Origin of the sequence: uncultured Prevotella sp., assembly GCF_946407605.1 — a bacterium.
Lineage (GTDB): Bacteria > Bacteroidota > Bacteroidia > Bacteroidales > Bacteroidaceae > Prevotella.
In genome coordinates, this window is record NZ_CAMJOS010000012.1 from 75,082 (window position 1) to 93,370 (window position 18,289).

Genomic DNA, 18,289 nt, shown 5'->3' on the forward strand with positions numbered 1-18,289 from the left:
TTTAAGAATTTAATTTACATTTTACTAATAGTCTCTCTGGATGTCGGCAATCTTCTCGTGCAGGCGCGCCATCTTCTCTTCTTCGAGCACGCGTTTGTACTCGATAGGTACAACCTGGATAAAGTCCTCGATGTAGCGGTGCCAGTCGTCGAGCATGCGACCTGCAAGAGCTGACCCCGTGTGCAGATAGTGCTGACGGATGAGCTCGAGCAGCTCTTTGCGACTTACGCTGTCCTCTACCAGCGAGAGCTCCACCATATCCATGTTGCAGAAGTAGTCGAAAGTGTGGTCTGGGTCATAGACGTAAGCCACACCACCACTCATACCAGCGGCAAAGTTGCGGCCTGTCTTACCCAGCACTACCACACGTCCGCCAGTCATGTACTCGCAGCAGTGGTCGCCGGCACCTTCAATCACAGCGATGGCACCCGAGTTACGCACTCCGAAGCGCTCGCCTACCTTACCATTTATATAGAGTTCGCCCGATGTAGCACCGTACAGTCCGGTGTTACCTGCGATAATATTTTCTTCGGCCTTAAAGTTGTCGCTGCGACGAGCTGGAGGCAGAATAGAGATTCGACCGCCTGAAAGACCTTTACCAAAGTAGTCGTTGGTCTCGCCCTCGAGGCGCAAATCCAGTCCCTTCACGGCAAAGGCACCGAAACTCTGACCAGCCGAGCCCTTGAACTTAATCTTGATAGTTCCGTCGGGCAGTCCTTCCTCGCCGTACTTCTGGGCAATCACACCACTCAGCATGGTACCCACGGCACGATCGGTATTCTTGATGGCATAGTCGAGTGTTACCTCTTCCTGGTTCTCGATGGCCTTCTGTGCTGCCTTGATCATTTCCTCGTCCTTCACGCCTGTTACCTTGGTATAGGCACCACGATCCCAGTAGAGAGCCTTGTCTGTCTCAGGCTTGTGCAGCAGACGGTCAAAGTCGATAGTCTTTTGCTTGTCGGTGGCGTTCTCGGTGTTCACCTCAATCAGTTCGGTGTGTCCGATAATCTCCTTCAGACTCTTCACACCGATTTCACTCAGGTATTCGCGTACCTGCTCGGCCAAGAAGGTAAAGAAGTTAACCACGTATTCAGCTCTACCCTCAAAGTGCTTACGCAGCTCGGGGTTCTGGGTAGCCACACCCATGGGGCAGGTATTGGTATTACACTTACGCATCATCACGCAGCCCAGTACAATCAGGGGCAGCGTTCCGAACGAGAACTCGTCGGCACCAAGCATCGCCATGATTATCACGTCCTTGGCAGTCTTCAGCTGTCCGTCGGTCTGCAGGCGCACCTGGTTACGCAGGCCGTTCATCACCAGTGTCTGCTGGGTCTCGGCCAGTCCGATCTCAGGACTGATACCTGCAAATCGCATACTTGATGCAGGGCTGGCACCTGTACCACCCTCGGCACCCGAAATCACAATCAGGTCAGCCTTGGCCTTAGCCACACCAGCGGCAATGGTACCTACACCGCTCTCGGCCACCAGCTTTACGCTTACGGCAGCTGTGGGGTTGATATTCTTCAGGTCGAAGATAAGCTGTGCCAGGTCCTCGATACTGTAGATATCGTGATGTGGTGGAGGCGAGATGAGCGAGATACCGGGGATGGCGTTACGCGTCTTGGCGATAATCTCGTTAACCTTAAAGCCAGGCAGCTGTCCGCCCTCACCAGGTTTTGCTCCTTGTGCCACCTTAATCTGTATCTCCTCGGCATTCACCAGGTACTCGGCGGTTACACCAAAGCGGCCACTGGCAATCTGCTTGGTCTTCGAGCTCAGGCTTACGCCGTCAACCTCCGAGTGGTAGCGGGCGTTATCCTCACCACCCTCACCGGTGTTACTGCGGGCGCCCAGCTTGTTCATGGCCAGTGCCAGTGCCTCGTGGGCCTCGATGCTCAGGGCACCGAAACTCATGGCACCTGTAACAAGATGCTTAACGATGCTCTCAACGGGCTCAACCTCGTCGATAGGTGTAGGTTTAGCGGCCTTCTTAAATCCGAAGAAGTCGCGGATAAAGATGGGGCTCTCCTTTTCGTCAACAATCTTTGCCCAATCCTTAAACTTATCGTAGTTGCCCTGACGGGTAGCCAACTGCAGTTTTGCAATGGTTTCTGGGTTCCAAGCATGCTTGATACCATCCTTGCGCCATGCAAACTGGCCCTGATTTTTTAGTGGAGAGTTTAGAGTGTAGAGTTTAGAGTTTGCTACCGCCATTCCTTGTTCGTGCAAGGCGATGGCATCGCGGGCAATCTCCTTCAGACCAATACCACCAATGGTGCTTACCTCGGTACCGAAGTAGCGGCGCAGTAGGTCCTCGCTCAGTCCGATGCTCTCGAAGATCTTCGCACCACGATAAGAGCGGATGGTAGATATACCCATCTTCGACATAATCTTCTTCAGGCCCTTGTCCACCGCCTTGATATAGTTCTTCTCGGCAGTAGCGTACTCCTCCTGAATCTTGTGGTGCTTCACCAGATCATCCAGTACAGCGAACGTCATGTAAGGACATAGCGCACTGGCACCGTAGCCCAACAACAGGGCTGCGTGCATCACCTCGCGAATCTCACCGCTCTCAACGATCAGGGCAGTCTGCACACGTTTACCTACGCTAATCAGGTAGTGGTGAACGGCAGAAACGGCCAACAGAGATGGGATGGCGGCGTGGGTTTCGTCCAGGTCGCGGTCGCTCAGGATAATGTAGTTCACACCCTCGTCTACACTGGCTTCAGCCTGATGACACAGGTAGTCCAGAGCCTTACGCAGACCTTCCTCTCCCTTTGCCATCTCAAAGAGGATAGGCAACTTCTTGGTATTGAAGCCCTTGTAGCGGATGTTACATAATATATCGAGTTGTGTGTTGGTCAAAACTGGTTGTGGCAGGCGCACCATTTTACAGTTAGATGCGTCGGGTGTTAGAATGTTGGTGCCTACAGCGCCGATATACTCGGTTAGGCTCATCACCAGTTCCTCGCGGATAGGGTCGATGGCAGGGTTGGTAACCTGTGCGAACTGCTGACGGAAGTAGTTGAACAGCACCTGTGGACGGTCGGAGATAACGGCCAGCGGGGTGTCGTTACCCATGGCAGCTACAGGCTCCTGTCCGGCTGTGGCCATAGGGATAATGGTCTTGTCGATATCCTCCTGACCGAATCCGAAGGTAACCAGCTTTTGCTGCAAGTCGCTCACGCCGTTGTCCACCTTACGTCCGCTCTTCAGTTTCTCAAGCTGCACGCGGTTCTCGGCCAGCCACTCGCGGTAAGGATGGGCCTTGGCCAGCTTCTCCTTAATCTCGCCATCGTAGTAAATCTTGCCTTCCTGTGTGTCAATCAGCAGAATCTTTCCTGGCTGCAGACGTCCCTTCGAAACCACGTCGCCGGGCTCAAAGTCCATTACGCCAACCTCAGAGGCTACCACCATCATACCTTGCTTGGTGATGGTGTAGCGGCTGGGGCGCAGGCCGTTGCGGTCCAACATACCGCCTGCGTAGCGACCATCGCTAAACAGCAGTGCTGCAGGACCGTCCCACGGCTCCATCAGGATAGAGTGATATTCGTAGAAGGCTTTCAAATCTTCTGAAATAGGGTTCTTATCGTTAAAGCTCTCGGGCACCAGGATGGCCATGGCCTGTGGCAACGAGAGTCCGCTCATCATCAGGAACTCGAAAACGTTGTCCAAGCTGGCCGAGTCGCTCATGCCGTCCTGCACAATCGGGCGCAGGTCCTTGATGTCGCCCAGCGCCTCACTGCTCAGCACACTCTCTCTTGCCTTCATCCAGCCGCGGTTACCACGAATGGTGTTAATCTCACCGTTGTGGGCCAGCAGACGGAAAGGCTGTGCGAGCTTCCATTTTGGGAATGTATTAGTTGAGAAACGCGAGTGAACCAAGGCCAGACCGCTCGTAAAGTAATCGTTCGAAAGATCAGGGAAGTAGCGACGCAGCTGTCCGCTGGTAAGCATTCCCTTGTAGATAATATTCTTGCTCGACAGCGAACAGAGATAAAAATCCTCATCGTCGATGCGGTTCTCTATGCGCTTACGAACTTTATATAATATACGCTCAAACACGGGCACCTTATCCTCGGATACACCCGTAACAAAAATCTGCTTAATATCGGGTTCCACCTCGCGGGCAGCCACACCCAGCACCTCGGGGGTGGTGGGCACCGTGCGCAGATGCATCAGCTGCAGACCTTCGCGCTCAATCTCCTCAATCATCACGCTCAGTATCTGCTGTTGGGACTTCTCGTCCTTTGGCAGAAAAACCAGACCTGTGCCGTACTTACCCTTTTCGGGCACGGGGATACCCTGTAACAAAATAAACTCGTGGGGTATCTGTACCATGATACCCGCACCATCACCGGTCTTGTCGCGTGTCTCGGCGCCACGGTGTTCCATGTTCTCAAGCACCTTCAGTGCATTGTCAACCAGATCATGACTTTTTCCGCCGTGTATGTTAACCACCATACCCACGCCGCAAGCATCATGCTCATAGTCACTCTGGTAGAGTCCTTTTTGTTCTTTCATCTGAAAACTTTTCGTCATATTATCCTTCTTTAATCTTTCCAAAAGTTCAAAATCGGGCGCAAAGATATATCAATATGTCGCCAAAATGCCATATTTTCCAACCTTTTTATCTACATTTTTGCCAAAAGTAACAATCTGTAAGCAAATCGGCTTGTTTTCTTTACAGATTGTAACATGACTTAAAAATGTTGAATGAAACATGGATAATCATGCTTTTGATGTCGGGGAAATGTCGTAACTTTGCCCTCGAATTCAGAAGAGTCACAGTGACAATAGTATTAATTAAAGGTAAAAAGGTATGAAAAAGATTGAAGCAATTATCCGAAAGACCAAGTTCGAGGAGGTGAAGGCAGCACTGCTTTCATCCGACATCAACTGGTTTGAGTACCACGACGTGCACGGCATCGGACAGAGCCGTCAGGAGCGAATCTATCGTGGCGTGCAGTACTCTACCGATGTCATCGAGCGTGTGGCCATCACCATTGTGTGTCGCGATGTGTTCCTCGAGCCCACAGTGAAAGTGATTCTCGAAGTGGCCCATACAGGCGAGATTGGCGATGGTCGTATTTTCGTCAGCGACGTGCTGGAGACCTATTCTATACGTACAGGCGAAAAGGGTGACACCGTATTGAGAGATAAAAAGTAAAAGGATAACAACACAAACACAAAATCAGTATGAACGAAATTGGATTATCACTCGATACCGTATGGATGCTATTGGCAGCCATGTTGGTTTTCTGGATGCAGCCAGGCTTCGCCCTGTGTGAGGCAGGTTTTACACGCGGTAAGAACACCGCTAACATCCTCATGAAGAACTTTGTCGACTTCATGTTCGGCTCGCTTCTGTTCTTTTTCCTCGGCTTCGGTTTCATGTTCGGTGCCGACACGCTGGGAGGTTTTATTGGCTTGCCCAACTGGGGCGACCTGAGTTTTTATGACGGCGAACTGCCTGTTGAGGGCTTCCTGATCTTTGAGACCGTGTTCTGTGCCACCTCTGCCACAATCGTCAGTGGTGCTATGGCCGAGCGTACCAAGTTCTCGATGTACCTTATTTATAGTGCAGTCATCTCGCTGTTCATCTATCCTATCGAAGGTCACTGGACCTGGGGTGGCGGCTGGCTTTGCAATGATGCTGTGGACAGTTTCATGATGACCACCTTTGGTGATGTGTTCCACGATTTTGCTGGTTCTGCCATCGTACACTCTGTAGGTGGTGTCCTGGCCCTGATTGGTGCTCTGGCACTGGGTCCCCGTATTGGTAAATATGGTAAGGACAAGAAGAGCAACGCTATTCCTGGTCACAACCTGTTGGTTGCTGCCCTGGGTGTGTTCATTCTTTGGCTGGGATGGTTCGGTTTCAACCCCGGTTCTCAGCTGGCTGCCTCTGGTGAGGTGAACCGTGTTGCCATCTCTCATGTGTTCCTGACCACTAACCTCGCTGCTGCTGCAGGTGGTATGGCTACTATGTTCCTCACTTGGTTCAAGTATGGCAAGCCCTCACTCTCACTGACCCTCAACGGCGTGTTGGCTGGTCTGGTAGGTATAACAGCTGGCTGTGATCTTGTATCACCCCTTGGTGCCATCATTATCGGTCTGGTTTGTGGCGTCGTGCTGGTCTTCGCCATTGAGTTTATTGATCACAAACTGCATATCGATGACCCTGTGGGTGCAAGCTCTGTTCATGGTGTGTGTGGTATTCTCGGAACTATCATGACTGGTTTGCTGTCTGTCAGCAATGGCGCTTTCTACGGTAACGGTTGGGGCTTCTTTGGTGCAGAGTGCTTTGGTATATTAGTAATCGATCTCTGGGCTGCTGCCTGTGGTTTTGTCCTGTTCTTCGGCATCAAGAAGTTGCATGGTCTGCGTGTTGACAAGCGCATCGAAGAGGAAGGACTCGATGTTTACGAGCATGGTGAGATGTGCTACAATTAATTGAAAATTGAAAATTGAGAATTGAAAATTAAAAGAGAGAGAATTATGAAAAAGATTGTTTTATTCGCATTGGGTATGGCCATGAGCATGACCACCTTTGCACAGGAGGAAGTAGAGACAACGATTAGTGCTGACGTTGTAAGTAGTTATATCTGGCGTGGCCAGAATTTGGGTAGTACAGCCTTTCAGCCTACGCTGGGCGTAGCCTATAAAGGTCTGTCGCTGACAGCCTGGGGCAGCTATGGACTCGTGAACCCTGCCGATACCAAGGAGTTTGACCTTACGCTGGCTTATACCATTGGTAACCTGAACATCGGTGTGACTGACTACTGGTTCAATGCGATGCCAACTGGCGGTGACCCAGAGAATCGCTACTTTAAATATGATGCCCATAGCACCAACCACGTGTTTGAGGCTAATGTAGGTTATGATTTTGGTGTGGCCAGTCTGCAATGGTTTACCAACTTCGCAGGAAATGATGGTATAAACAAGGACGGCAAGCGAGCCTACAGCAGTTATTTTGAGGCTGTTGTCCCATTTAAACTTGCTTCTGTCGACTGGACTGCTACGGCTGGCGCCGTCCCCTTTGCCACCGATTTCTATAATGGCTGGACGTCGGGCTTTGCAGTGACTAACCTCTCTGTGAAAGCTACCAAGGACATCAAGGTGACGGATTCGTTTAGTCTGCCTGTTTTTGGTCAGATTGCTGCCAATCCGTGCACACAGCGTGCTTATCTGGTCTTTGGTGTGACCTTACAGCCCTAAACCTAAACAGTTAGGTAACTCACTGAACTGCGAGATCTTCATTAGACGCTCGTGATCAATATCATCGAAATGCTCCAGCTGCCATGTCACGTGAAACGGGATATGCACAGCCCAGGCACCAACGGCAAGGGCAGGGGCGATGTCGCTCTTCAGTGAGTTACCTACCATTAAAAGTTCCGAGGGATGTATGCGGTGATGTTCGCACAGGGCCAGAAACTCACGTTGTGTCTTGTCAGAGGTAATCTCTACATCGTCGAAATACTGCAGCAGGCCTGACCTTTTCAATTTATTCTCCTGATCCTGCAGTTCGCCTTTGGTGAAACATACAAATTTGACCCTCGTTTCAGGCGTGGCATCATCACACAATCTGCTGCGCATCATCCTCAAAGTCTGATCCACACCATCAAGAGGGGTGGCTGGCAGATGGAGCAGTTGCTTACAATGGCTAAGCAACTGCTCTAATGTTGTAGCAGTGAGGTCGTTGCCTGCCACACGCATGGCAGTCTCTAATATACTGATGGTGAATGCCTTACATCCATATCCTAAGTCGGCCATGTTGCCCGACTCAGTCTTGAACAGTTCCTGTTTCGGGTTCTCGCAATAGGGCGCAATCAGGCTGTACAGGTGGTTCTCCACCTCCTCGAAATGTCCCTGACAGTCCCACAAAGTATCGTCGGCATCAAAAGCTATGACTTTGATCTTTTCTATGTTCATTTGTATATTTTTGCTGCAAAGATACAAAAAAATGGAGATTTCAGATTTGAGTTTTCAGTTTTTTTTCTATCTTTGCGCTGAAATTCCAAATGTTGACGATGAACAGACTATTGCAAGCATGCGTTTGGCTCAGTCGTATTGGCCACTGTCGAGGCTTTGGCATCCAGTCGCCTACAGACTATCGCTTCGAGCGGTATGTCATCAATGAGTCGTGGCCATACTATGCCTATCAAGAGCTGGGACAAAATGATGATAGGATGCGTCGTAAGCTGGGACGACTCTATTTCAGGCTTGTCAACGAACGACAGCCCGCCACCATCGTCGACTGGTTGGGTTATCGTGATTACCTGGAGGCAGGCAGCCGCAAAGCTGTGGTGGTCGATGAAGCCTCTGATGTCGACATGGCTTTTGTGCCTATCAAGACCGACTACCATCGCCTGTTTCAGGAGTGCAACGAACAGTCCTTGGTAGTCTTTCAGGACATTTACCGTCATCCTGACTATTGGCACTGTATAGAGCACGACCCGCGTGTCAGCGTCACCTTTGACTTGTTCTATTGCGGTATTGTCACCTTCGACCCCAAACGCGAGAAACATAATTACAAAATAAACTTTTAAACTTTAAATCCTTCGCTCGAGCTTTGCTCGCATGCTACTCGAGGGACGCAAAAAAAAAGCCTTATGAAAATGACAAAGATTTATACCCGCAGAGGCGATAAGGGCCGAACCAGCCTCGTGGGTGGAGTGCGAATCAATAAAAGTAGTGCACGAATCGAAGCCTATGGTACTATTGATGAACTTACCTCACATTTGGGCCTCCTCCTGGCTTATCTCCCATCCGTTGATGACGAGCGTCAGCTGTTGCTTCGCATACAGAGTAATCTTTTTATTGTCGGCTCCCATCTGGCCACCGACCTGAGTCAGACGCCTCTGCCCCCTTCTGGTCAGTTGCCTGAAGGCGAGACGGAATTGCTCGAACAACGTATTGACGAGATTCTCAGCCTGCTGCCTGAGGCGCAAGGCTTCGTCTTGCCAGGTGGTACCATTGCAGCTGCCCAGAGTCATGTATGCCGTACTGTCTGTCGTCGTGCCGAGCGTCGTATCGCCGCTCTTGCCGAGACCGATATTGTGGGCCATGAAATCATTCAATATGTCAACAGACTGAGTGATTATTTGTTCGTTTTAGCAAAAAAAATAAATTTTAACGCTGCACAGCAAGAAATTATCTGGCAAAAACCTTGTAGATAGAAAAAAAAATACTACTTTTGTGCCCAATTTCAAGAAATGACTATCATTAAACAACATCAAATATGTATTGGACACTAGAATTGGCTTCAAAATTGGAAGATGCTCCCTGGCCAGCCACCAAGGAGGAGCTTATTGACTACGCAATTCGTTCTGGCGCCCCCCTCGAGGTGCTCGAGAACTTGCAGGAGATAGAAGATGAGGGTGATATCTACGAGAGCATCGAGGATATCTGGCCCGACTACCCCACCAAGGAAGATTTCCTCTTCAACGAGGATGAGTATTAGACTAGGGCATTCCTTGTAATTTATTGAAAAATCAATATTGTGTGCAGATATGAATTATTTGCACACTTTATTTTTTTACCTTTTGGCGCATTTTGTGCCAAATATGTAGCACAATACTTGCACAATTACAGTGAGACGTGACGAGGAACCTGTCCGTCACCCAAGAAATAGGGATAGGTTTGACTATTGCTTCAACGATGTTGATGACTTTGGTAAGTCTTTCGACATCGTCAGGATTGTATTGCAGCACTGTGCTGATTGCGTACCTGTATCAAAGGAAGGTTACGAAACAAGTTGTAATTGATTTTTCTCCGTCTGTTGTCGTTTGTCGTTTATCTCTCCCATTACCCCATCTAAGTCATTTATACATAAGGATTTGGCAAAAAATAATATCTCCCTTCATCTCTCCCATATCTCTCCCTTCATCTCTCCCGTCATAATAGCTGTGATGCAGATGTTTGGAGACTGCAAAGTGAAAGCCGAAAGGAGAGATGAAGGGAGAGATATGGGAGAGATGAAGGGAGAGATGAAAATACGAAGATCCCTTTATTTACTGGCTTTTCAGCCTATCGACGGGAGGGATGGACGCCTTTTAGTTAAAACCCTTCGTTATTCGTCAACAAGGCACGCTTATCGATGCTATCCTTCAGTCTTTAATCAGCACCATCAGTTCCTTTAAAGGGAATTATTCATTCCCAGTTGGGAATGTCAGACTCCCAGGCTGGGAACAAAACATTCCCAGCTTGGGAATAATCGCCCCATCTATAACGAACTCTGCATGCGTGGCTATCATGTAGAATCGCTAAAAAAGCCTAAGACTTCACGTAGAAAGGGATTGATAAGAAAAAAATACTGTATCTTTGCATCATGTTAAGGTTAAAAAAATAGCATTATGACTTTATTCGATCAGATTAGCGAGGACATCAAGTCCGCAATGAAGGCTCGCGACAAGGTGCGTCTGGAGACGCTTCGCAACATTAAGAAAGTATTTCTGGAAGCAAAGACTGCTCCAGGAGCCAACGACACATTGGCTGATGCTGATGCATTGAAGATTATCTCAAAACTGGCCAAGCAGGGCAAGGAGACTGCGGCAACCTACACACAGGCAGGACGTCAGGACTTGGCTGATGCTGAATTGGCACAAGTGGAAGTACTAGAGAGTTATCTGCCGAAACAACTTTCCCAAGAGGAGATTGAGGCAGAGGTGAAGAAGATTATTGCTGAAGTGGGAGCCACAAGCATGAAGGAGATGGGAAAGGTAATGGGCACAGCCAGCAAGCAGTTGGCAGGAAAGGCGGATGGCCGAGTCATTTCTGAGATTGTAAAGAAGCTCCTGGCATAATCTTTGATTTTATGTCTAGAATTCGTGGCACAATAATGGCACAGAGCATTGTAACTCGTTGGTACTCAGTATGTGCTTTAAACTTCAACGAGGACGAGTATTAAGCATCTTTTTGATTCGCAACTAATTAAAAATCAATAAGGTGCGCAGATATTAATTATTTGCACACCTTATTTTTATGCCCAAAAGTGCCGTTTTTAGTGGCTCAATAATGGCACAAACGCCTATAATTAGGCTTATTTAGGTGAGGAAATCGAATTATTTGCACAATAATCGCTACTTTTGCAAAATCCTCTTTTAGTGCAAATAATTATTTTGATATGGCAAGACAACATCGACAATTTCCTCAAGGTAAGTACATTTTACGTTCGTCAAGAAACTCACAAAACACCGATTTGCGTTTTTATAAAAGTACGGGTTAACCCTTCCTTAAGACTTATATGGGGGCTCCATCCTAGAGCCTCTGATTTTCTGGTATCAAGGGCAATTCGTTTATAGGTGCAGTAACCCTTAGTATTGTCTTGCTGCCGCGTATCATAAACTAATTTCAAGTCGATGTCTTTCCTGAATGAGGTTAGCAAAAGAGCTAAATCCTTGATGGAGATCGGCTCTGTTTCGTTGGCAAGATTATAGGCCGTTGATGGTTCACCAAGGAAGAGTACCGTAAACATTCCTATAACGGCATCAGTTACATAAAGGAAAGCGCGAACAGCGGTGCCAGTACTTTTCAGTACAATGCTTCTGCCAGCTACCACGTCTGAAATCAAATCTGCCATCACTCGCCCGTCATTCTCCAGATTCATAGTTGGTCCATAAGAATGGGCAATTCTAACGGTATTAAACAGTACACCATATTGCAGAGCATAACTCTTCAGAAGCGATTCTGCAGCCCGCTTGCTTTCAGGATAGCACGACCTGTCGTCCAAAGGATCGAGAGTGCCAAAAGCCGACTCATTGAGCTGCTCTGCATCCTCATTCTTTCCATAAACTTCTCGTGTCGATGCAAACAAAACCCGTTTAACGTCATGATGCCGAGCCAGTTCCAGCACATTGATAGTCCCCTGCAGATTACACTTCATAATACCAACAGGATCCGTATTAATAAAATGAGGACTGGCGTTCCCTGCCAGATGGAATACATAGTCCACCTGTCCCTCATAGGCGATAGGATTGCATACATCCTGTATCAGCAGACGGAAATAAGACTTCCCTACATACGAGCCAAAATATTGTTCTGCTTTCTGGCGATTCCTGCAAAGTGCCACTACAGAGACGTTGATGCCTGCATGCTCATGCAGATAGAGCAACAGCCAGGTGACATACGAGGCCAGCATACCTGTAGCTCCAGTAACGAAGACGGTCTTTCCGTGAAGTTCTCGCCAGGGCAGCTTGGCCTCGCTCATCCTCTGTAAATCCTCTTGGATAATATCTTTACTCACAGCGGTAGCAAATTTATCACTTTTCACTCTTCACTTTTCACTTCTTAAAATCCAAATACAGCACTTTCTTCCCTCGCTTCAATGATGGCCTTGAACATAAAGTAGTCAGCAGGTGTCGTAATCTTGATATTCTCAGCCGTTCCCATAATCGTATGCAACTCATAACCATAATGGTTCATCATTGAACAGGTATCTACGAAATCATGCCTACCCTCCGCCAATGCCTTCTGATGAGCCTCCAACACATCCTTCAGCACAAAACATTGTGGCGCTCTGACCATTTGGATGGTATCGCGATCAGGCACCTCAAGCGAACCGTCAGCTTTCTTCATGATGATAGTCTCCATCGCAGGTACACAAACGATACTATTCCCTTTCTCCTTGGCTACTTCAATACATTCAATAATAGTCTTCTCCATCGCCAAGGGGCGCACGCCGTCGTGTATCAGCACCACCGAATCCTCTGGGAAATGTTGCTTGGCGGATACCAGTCCATTATAGATGGAGTCCTGTCCTTTCCTGCCACCAGGTACGATATCTATGACTTTATTTAGATCATATTTCTCCACCTGACGACGCAGATAAGGTATCCAGTCTTCTAGACAAGCCACCACGATGGCATCAACTTCCTGGATATGCTGAAACACCTCGATGGTATAGACTACGATAGGTTTCCCTCGAAACTCAAAAAACTGCTTTGGCCGACTATGATGATTGAGTCTGTTCCCTTGTCCTCCTGCAAATATTACTGCTATATTCATATCTCCTTAGGTATTGTTATTGGATAATCATTTTGCCATGTTACTTTTTTACCATGTAGAAAATCTGCCATCTTCTGTGCGATGTCCTTTGCCGAATGGCCAGTTTCATTCAGCCCCATTCTTATTGTGAAGGCATCCCACTTTTTCAGATAATCGTCCATATCGAAAGCCTTCACGTTCTGTTCCATCTCATTATTATCCTTGGCGTATGGGAATGGCAGTTCTTCCATCTCGTAATACACGCCACGCTCTTCATACTTATATTGCTCGAAGTCTGTTGCATACGTAAAACAGGGAATCCTTCTCAGGGCAGCATCGAAGATACAACTCGAATAGTCGCTTATCATGACGTCTGTCGCCATCAGTAGCCGTTGCATATCCTGATAGTCTGTCACGTCCATCACATCTGGATGAGCCTCTTGATAGTCTTTCGCATAGAGCCGCAGAGACGGGTGGAATCTGATCAGCATGGTCCATTCGCCGCCAAACTTCTCCGTCAGCGTCTTTTTCAAACGATCCATATCCAGATCATATACCGTCATGTCGATGTGCTGTTCCTGAGTAAAACGAAGTCGCCATGTAGGCGCATAGAGCAACACCTTATGATCAGAAGGAATGCCTAAGTCCTTACGAGCCTTCATACCCTCCTCAGGATTGTTCTGCACCAGCATATCGTTCTTCGGATAGCCGCATTTCCAGATAGGCCCATGAAACTGGAATGCCCTGCGATAGATCACCGACAGATGGTTAGAATTCGAGATAAATACATTTGCCATATCCGAAGCATTCTTCAGGAAGAGTGTCTTTGTCCTACCTGCAGCATATTCGCCTATGATATCGCCAGACACCTTCTTGATGCCCAGTCCCCCATGCCATGTTTCCACGTATAACTGTCCCTTTCGCTTCACAAAGTAATCAGGTTCGCAGCAGTTGTTCGTCCAGATCTTAGCCGTCGCATACTCATACAGCCATTGCCAACTGCGCCATTTAACTGGTCGCATCCATGTTGGCAGTTCGTATTCATATTTGGGGTCCTTCACCCAGACGATATCCAAATCAGGAATGAGCTTATGAAGCTCTTCCATGATGAACTTCTGATTATCGTCATAGCGCCTGCCACTTGACACACAGACCAACACCTTATTCTTCTTAATCGGGAATATGCGCAACAGATAGAACAGGACAATAATTATTGCCCCCCCCACTGGCCTAAGCACAGGCCTTGTCATCTTCCATATTTTCTGTTTGACATTCATTTTTAAGCCTTTTAAAAAGTTTCTTTATATCATGCATACTTTTCGATGGATGCCCAGTCTCTCTTACCACCGCCGAAGGGGAAAAACAATGACTAATTCTTTCGAAATGGCCTTATAAACCAACCATGTACCCTGCTAAGCAATCTAAACAATGAATTAAGCGTATTAAGTATTATAGGGTGATACAGACAAACCATAGCCATTTCACCAGAAAGGACATTTAGTTCCTCTTTTGTACAAAGTCGAGTTGGATTATCGAAAGCTGTTTTCGCTCTATCAATGAGTTTGATTAAATCGGTTGACAAATATCCTTTATTTTTGATGTCCTCATAAATTGCCTTTTTACGAAAAGCATAGATGATTGTATCTTTGTTATACATGGCAGCAAAATAATGAATTATCTTAGCTTGATGTAAATACGGTAAGCCATATCTCAATATTTGGCAATTCCAAATTGCGGGAAGTTCAGTAACAACATAGTTATTTTTTTCATTTACAAAAGCCAAAGGTGGTTGATCATAATGTCTTCCAAACTTACATATATTATCTAACCATGCATTATGCCAATCTTTATAAAAATGCCGACTCATTTCCGAATCCCTAACGAACATAACACCACTATTAAAATAAGGAAGGGTATCATTACATTGCCAACCTTCTTCTTTTGCATATCTCCTAACACTTTTCCCATAATTATCAAAGTACAAACTAATTGGTACATGCTCATTTATTACTGCCCCAATGTCACCATCAAAAGAATCAATATCAGCGAGACTATCTGCAATAACTGTATCTGAGTCAATAAACAGAAAATCTCCATCTATATACTGACGTAAATTGGTTTTTAGGAATCTGGAAGTTTGTTTCTTATCATACGATTCTGGAACTTCCACCACGATCTTTTTATTGACATATTGCAAAATCAATTCACGCTTCCCGACTATCGTCTTGTCTGTCCTTTCATCTACGACGAATTCCACAACGGCATCTGGATTATGTCGCTTCAAAGAGAATACAGATAGAACGGTCTGTTCTAAATAAATATCCTGTTCATCACTACTGACAGCGTATACTATTTTTGTTTTCATAATCTTATCCATGATTTATGTACCATTCCAAATTCAAATCCATTCTCTTATCCTTATCTGGTTTAATTATATATGTAATCGCCTGAAATCCTTTATAATTATTGAAGGATTTTCAATCCTAGTGATAAACTTGTTCAAGAAGAGGCACATTTTAATTGATCTCTTGTTAGATACTGATAATAATAGTCTGTCAGAAAGGCGAATGACTCCATCTTCGTTAATAAGGCGAATTATCTCCTTTACAAAGGGATGTCGCTTATTCCCTTCATAATCATTACGTTTAAGGTAATCATTATAATAATCCATACGAACCTCTATCTTAGCCCGTTTCTCCTTTTCTTCAGACAAGCTATCTGCAACAATAGAATCTACAAGATTACAGAAGTCATAATAAGAATCAAGGTCAAAATTGTGACTGCGAGTGGCTGAGTCTATACGAATGCGGTAAAAATAAACAGGTTTCCTCCATACGGCAACTTTTTTCTCATTAGTTCTCGCTAATGCTAAATTCATAAGGAAATCCTCCTTTACGGGATAGTTATATGCAAATGCCAGCTGACATTTTCTAATCAGATCTGCACTGAAGAGTTTAGCCCAAGGATATGTTGGAAATCGACGACAAGTAAGCATGAATAGATAGTCTTCTCTATCATAATAATCAAAAGCATCTATCAGTTGTTTGCTTCTCGTATGGCATCCTATAACAATATCAACACCTTCAGAGATTGATAGTAACTCTAAAACACAATCTTTTAGTAAATAGTCATCAGAATCTACAAACATTATCCATTCGCCACGTGCATCCTCTACACCTCGTTTCCTTGCAACTACAACACCTGCGTTCTCTATTTCTATATATCGAACAAGAGGCAAATGTTCATACTTCTTGCAGATTTCACCAGAGCCGTCCGTACTGCCATCATTCACAAGAATCAGTTCTATATTCTCGTAGGTCTGCGACAGGATAGACTGAATACATTCCTCAACATATTCTTCTGTGTTATATATTGGTACGATGATACTCACTAATGCACTATCCATATCTCAAAAGTATATGCTCATCAAAATGATTAAAATATTCTCAAGAAATAAGAATAAAACCAGATATATATTTTTGTATGTAACCTACGCGACAAACATAAATCTTTAATTGCCGAATATGTAGAAGGATATATTTCATCTACTCGTTTGATATATTTACGAAATAGCATTTTGTCATCCAACAACATACTCATTAAAAAAGGACGAAAGGGCATTGGCTTTAGAATAATCTGCCGCTCTTTTAATAATTTCTGTCTTCGAAAAACAGCTTCTGCGCGTATTCCCAATTCTTCATCCTTTTTCAGAAAATTGTTTGTCAATGATCCTTCTCTTGTAGTCAACCCGTATAAAATTCTAGATTCTGCCAATATTTTAGCTGCATCCAAGCCAACACATGTGGAGAAATAAACATCATTTGAATATTTAATTTCATCAAATCGAAATTGCTTTTCAAAAATGAACTTGCGTTTTATCATCTTACCCCATGGCACACAATGTTTCGCCCTGACAGCAATATCATCCCCAAAATTTAGATAATTATCTATTAGTTTATTTATCCAGAGGCATCTTTCCGCAGATTGATTAATATCATCAGAATAAACACTTTTTATCTTAAAAAAAATAACATCGGCATCAGACTCCTCATACTCTTTGATTACCTCAAATGCATGCTCACAAAAGAAATCATCCGAATCAGCGAACAACAACCATTTTCCCTTGGCATGATCTAAGCCTACATTCCTGGCATAACCTGCCCCTCCGCCTTTTGTCGTGCGGATAAACTCCAAATAAGGGCGCGACAACTCTGGATATCTTTCCAAATACGTGTCTGCATTTGGACTATTATCATCCACTACAATCACCTGAATATCCTCTGATACAGGTATTGATTTCAGACAGCGCATCAGCAAGTCTGGAATATCGTAGTGAGGTATTATGATACTAAACGTAGGACACATAGATTTTATATTTGTCAAAATACTTACAGGAGTCTTGTCCATACCAATAATGAATATAAACAGAATTTGATTTTAAACCTTATGGATCTGTTTTTACTAATATCACGTAATGCAGATAACTTTGACGGATAAATCTCATCAAGTTTGAAGAAGTAGTATTTGAACAGTTTCCGGTCTTTATTGAGCATTAGCACCAAATATTGTTTCATGGACCTTTCCTTACACATTTGATGCTGATGCAAAAACAGATCAGAACGATAATGCACTTCTGCCCTTATTCTTAACTCATTTGGTTTTGAACAATAATTAGCCACTAACGAATCGGGGCGGGAAGTCAAGACATAAAGGACTTTATTAACTACCTTAATAGTTTCAGCATGATATCCTACAAACAAAGAGAAAAACGCATCATTTGAGTATCTTATTTCTTCAAAGCGGATGTTAAATTTATTAATCAAATCTCTTTTGATCATCTTGCCCCATGTAGGACAATACATAAATCTTAAAGGCCATTCGTCACCATTCGCATAATAATCATTAATCATTCTATCAATATAAACATCCCTATCTGTTTTTTGGATAATATTTTCTGAAAGTACAGATTCTATCTTGAAATATATGACGTCCGCTTCCGAGTCTGCATTAGAAGAAATGATATCATACATGTCTTCCACAAAATAATCATCCGCATCAGCAAACAAAAGCCATTTCCCCTTAGCATAATCCAAACCAACATTCCGTGCATATCCTGCTCCCCCTCCCTTTGTCGTTCTAACAAATTCCAGATAAGGACGAGATAGTTCTGGATATCTTTCCAAATACGTATCGGCATCTGGACTGTTGTCATCCACCACAATCACCTGAATATCCTCAGACACCGGGATTGACCTCAAGCACCGCATCAGAAGATCCAGTATTCCTTTATGAGGTATTA

16 protein-coding genes are annotated in these 18,289 nt (G+C 45.3%); 7 read left to right on the forward strand and 9 right to left on the reverse strand.

Annotated features, from left to right (window positions below):
* Window positions 1–24: 24 nt before the first annotated feature.
* Window positions 25–4,545 carry a glutamate synthase large subunit gene (gene gltB, locus Q0R57_RS07090; RefSeq protein ID WP_294745277.1) on the reverse strand — a complete coding sequence of 1,507 codons (4,521 nt, stop codon included), beginning with the start codon at window positions 4,543–4,545 and terminating at the stop codon, window positions 25–27.
* A gap of 280 nt (window positions 4,546–4,825) precedes the next feature.
* On the opposite strand from gltB, the gene Q0R57_RS07095 reads away from it, so the two are divergent.
* From Q0R57_RS07095 to Q0R57_RS07105, 3 genes are read left to right on the forward strand one after another with little or no spacing between them, the layout of a single operon-like run.
* Window positions 4,826–5,173, forward strand: coding sequence for a P-II family nitrogen regulator (locus Q0R57_RS07095; RefSeq protein WP_294745280.1), 348 nt, complete (start codon window positions 4,826–4,828; stop codon window positions 5,171–5,173).
* Between the two features lie 29 nt (window positions 5,174–5,202).
* Window positions 5,203–6,459: an ammonium transporter gene (locus Q0R57_RS07100; RefSeq protein ID WP_294745282.1), complete on the forward strand. Its 1,257-nt coding sequence runs from the start codon at window positions 5,203–5,205 to the stop codon at window positions 6,457–6,459.
* 45 nt (window positions 6,460–6,504) lie between these two features.
* The gene (locus Q0R57_RS07105) at window positions 6,505–7,224 is read left to right on the forward strand and encodes a hypothetical protein (RefSeq protein ID WP_294745284.1); all 720 of its coding nucleotides are present in this window, start codon (window positions 6,505–6,507) and stop codon (window positions 7,222–7,224) included.
* On the opposite strand, the gene Q0R57_RS07110 is transcribed toward Q0R57_RS07105, so the two are convergent.
* On the reverse strand, window positions 7,213–7,938 hold the full coding sequence (locus Q0R57_RS07110; RefSeq protein ID WP_294745287.1) for an HAD family hydrolase: 726 nt from the start codon (window positions 7,936–7,938) through the stop codon (window positions 7,213–7,215). The genes Q0R57_RS07105 and Q0R57_RS07110 overlap by 12 nt on opposite strands.
* A 98-nt stretch (window positions 7,939–8,036) precedes the next feature.
* Between Q0R57_RS07110 and Q0R57_RS07115 the strand changes: the two genes are divergently transcribed.
* From Q0R57_RS07115 to Q0R57_RS07130, 4 genes are all read left to right on the forward strand, one after another.
* Window positions 8,037–8,555, forward strand: coding sequence for a hypothetical protein (locus Q0R57_RS07115; RefSeq protein WP_294745289.1), 519 nt, complete (start codon window positions 8,037–8,039; stop codon window positions 8,553–8,555).
* A 63-nt stretch (window positions 8,556–8,618) separates the two neighbouring features.
* Complete coding sequence (locus tag Q0R57_RS07120; RefSeq protein WP_294745290.1) at window positions 8,619–9,185, forward strand: cob(I)yrinic acid a,c-diamide adenosyltransferase; 567 nt, start codon at window positions 8,619–8,621, stop codon at window positions 9,183–9,185.
* Window positions 9,186–9,247: 62 nt separating this feature from the next.
* Complete coding sequence (locus tag Q0R57_RS07125) at window positions 9,248–9,469, forward strand: DUF2795 domain-containing protein (protein WP_248503853.1); 222 nt, start codon at window positions 9,248–9,250, stop codon at window positions 9,467–9,469.
* Between the two features lie 892 nt (window positions 9,470–10,361).
* Complete coding sequence (locus Q0R57_RS07130; protein WP_294745295.1) at window positions 10,362–10,811, forward strand: GatB/YqeY domain-containing protein; 450 nt, start codon at window positions 10,362–10,364, stop codon at window positions 10,809–10,811.
* Window positions 10,812–11,191: 380 nt separating this feature from the next.
* Here the strand turns inward: Q0R57_RS07130 and Q0R57_RS07135 are convergent, their stop codons facing one another.
* From Q0R57_RS07135 to Q0R57_RS07165, 7 genes are all read right to left on the reverse strand, one after another.
* On the reverse strand, window positions 11,192–12,250 hold the full coding sequence (locus Q0R57_RS07135; RefSeq protein WP_294745297.1) for an NAD-dependent epimerase/dehydratase family protein: 1,059 nt from the start codon (window positions 12,248–12,250) through the stop codon (window positions 11,192–11,194).
* A 44-nt stretch (window positions 12,251–12,294) separates the two neighbouring features.
* Window positions 12,295–13,011: an IspD/TarI family cytidylyltransferase gene (locus Q0R57_RS07140; RefSeq protein ID WP_294745299.1), complete on the reverse strand. Its 717-nt coding sequence runs from the start codon at window positions 13,009–13,011 to the stop codon at window positions 12,295–12,297.
* On the reverse strand, window positions 13,008–14,267 hold the full coding sequence (locus Q0R57_RS07145) for a CDP-glycerol glycerophosphotransferase family protein (RefSeq protein WP_294745301.1): 1,260 nt from the start codon (window positions 14,265–14,267) through the stop codon (window positions 13,008–13,010). Before Q0R57_RS07145 ends, Q0R57_RS07140 begins: the two co-directional genes overlap by 4 nt.
* A 92-nt stretch (window positions 14,268–14,359) precedes the next feature.
* Window positions 14,360–15,367, reverse strand: a complete 1,008-nt coding sequence (locus tag Q0R57_RS07150; RefSeq protein ID WP_294745303.1) for a glycosyltransferase — start codon at window positions 15,365–15,367, stop codon at window positions 14,360–14,362.
* A 54-nt stretch (window positions 15,368–15,421) separates the two neighbouring features.
* A complete protein-coding gene (locus Q0R57_RS07155) occupies window positions 15,422–16,396 on the reverse strand; it encodes a glycosyltransferase family 2 protein (protein ID WP_294745305.1) in 975 nt (324 codons plus the stop codon).
* A gap of 29 nt (window positions 16,397–16,425) precedes the next feature.
* Window positions 16,426–17,397, reverse strand: a complete 972-nt coding sequence (locus tag Q0R57_RS07160; RefSeq protein WP_294745306.1) for a glycosyltransferase family 2 protein — start codon at window positions 17,395–17,397, stop codon at window positions 16,426–16,428.
* A partial coding sequence (locus tag Q0R57_RS07165; RefSeq protein ID WP_294745307.1) for a glycosyltransferase family 2 protein occupies window positions 17,379–18,289 on the reverse strand: 911 nt, incomplete at its 5' end. The genes Q0R57_RS07165 and Q0R57_RS07160, both read right to left, overlap by 19 nt.

Bases quoted from the DNA above. Each gene is read 5' to 3' on its own strand.
- Q0R57_RS07100 (WP_294745282.1), top strand. From the start codon at position 5,203: ATGAACGAAATTGGATTATCACTCGATACCGTATGGATGCTATTGGCA.
- Q0R57_RS07145 (WP_294745301.1), bottom strand. From the start codon at position 14,267: ATGAATGTCAAACAGAAAATATGGAAGATGACAAGGCCTGTGCTTAGG.
- Q0R57_RS07105 (WP_294745284.1), top strand. From the start codon at position 6,505: ATGAAAAAGATTGTTTTATTCGCATTGGGTATGGCCATGAGCATGACC.
- Q0R57_RS07120 (WP_294745290.1), top strand. From the start codon at position 8,619: ATGAAAATGACAAAGATTTATACCCGCAGAGGCGATAAGGGCCGAACC.
- Q0R57_RS07110 (WP_294745287.1), bottom strand. From the start codon at position 7,938: ATGAACATAGAAAAGATCAAAGTCATAGCTTTTGATGCCGACGATACT.
- Q0R57_RS07140 (WP_294745299.1), bottom strand. From the start codon at position 13,011: ATGAATATAGCAGTAATATTTGCAGGAGGACAAGGGAACAGACTCAAT.
- gltB (WP_294745277.1), bottom strand. From the start codon at position 4,545: ATGACGAAAAGTTTTCAGATGAAAGAACAAAAAGGACTCTACCAGAGT.
- Q0R57_RS07125 (WP_248503853.1), top strand. From the start codon at position 9,248: ATGTATTGGACACTAGAATTGGCTTCAAAATTGGAAGATGCTCCCTGG.
- Q0R57_RS07155 (WP_294745305.1), bottom strand. From the start codon at position 16,396: ATGGATAGTGCATTAGTGAGTATCATCGTACCAATATATAACACAGAA.
- Q0R57_RS07160 (WP_294745306.1), bottom strand. From the start codon at position 17,397: ATGGACAAGACTCCTGTAAGTATTTTGACAAATATAAAATCTATGTGT.
- Q0R57_RS07115 (WP_294745289.1), top strand. From the start codon at position 8,037: ATGAACAGACTATTGCAAGCATGCGTTTGGCTCAGTCGTATTGGCCAC.
- Q0R57_RS07130 (WP_294745295.1), top strand. From the start codon at position 10,362: ATGACTTTATTCGATCAGATTAGCGAGGACATCAAGTCCGCAATGAAG.
- Q0R57_RS07150 (WP_294745303.1), bottom strand. From the start codon at position 15,367: ATGGATAAGATTATGAAAACAAAAATAGTATACGCTGTCAGTAGTGAT.
- Q0R57_RS07095 (WP_294745280.1), top strand. From the start codon at position 4,826: ATGAAAAAGATTGAAGCAATTATCCGAAAGACCAAGTTCGAGGAGGTG.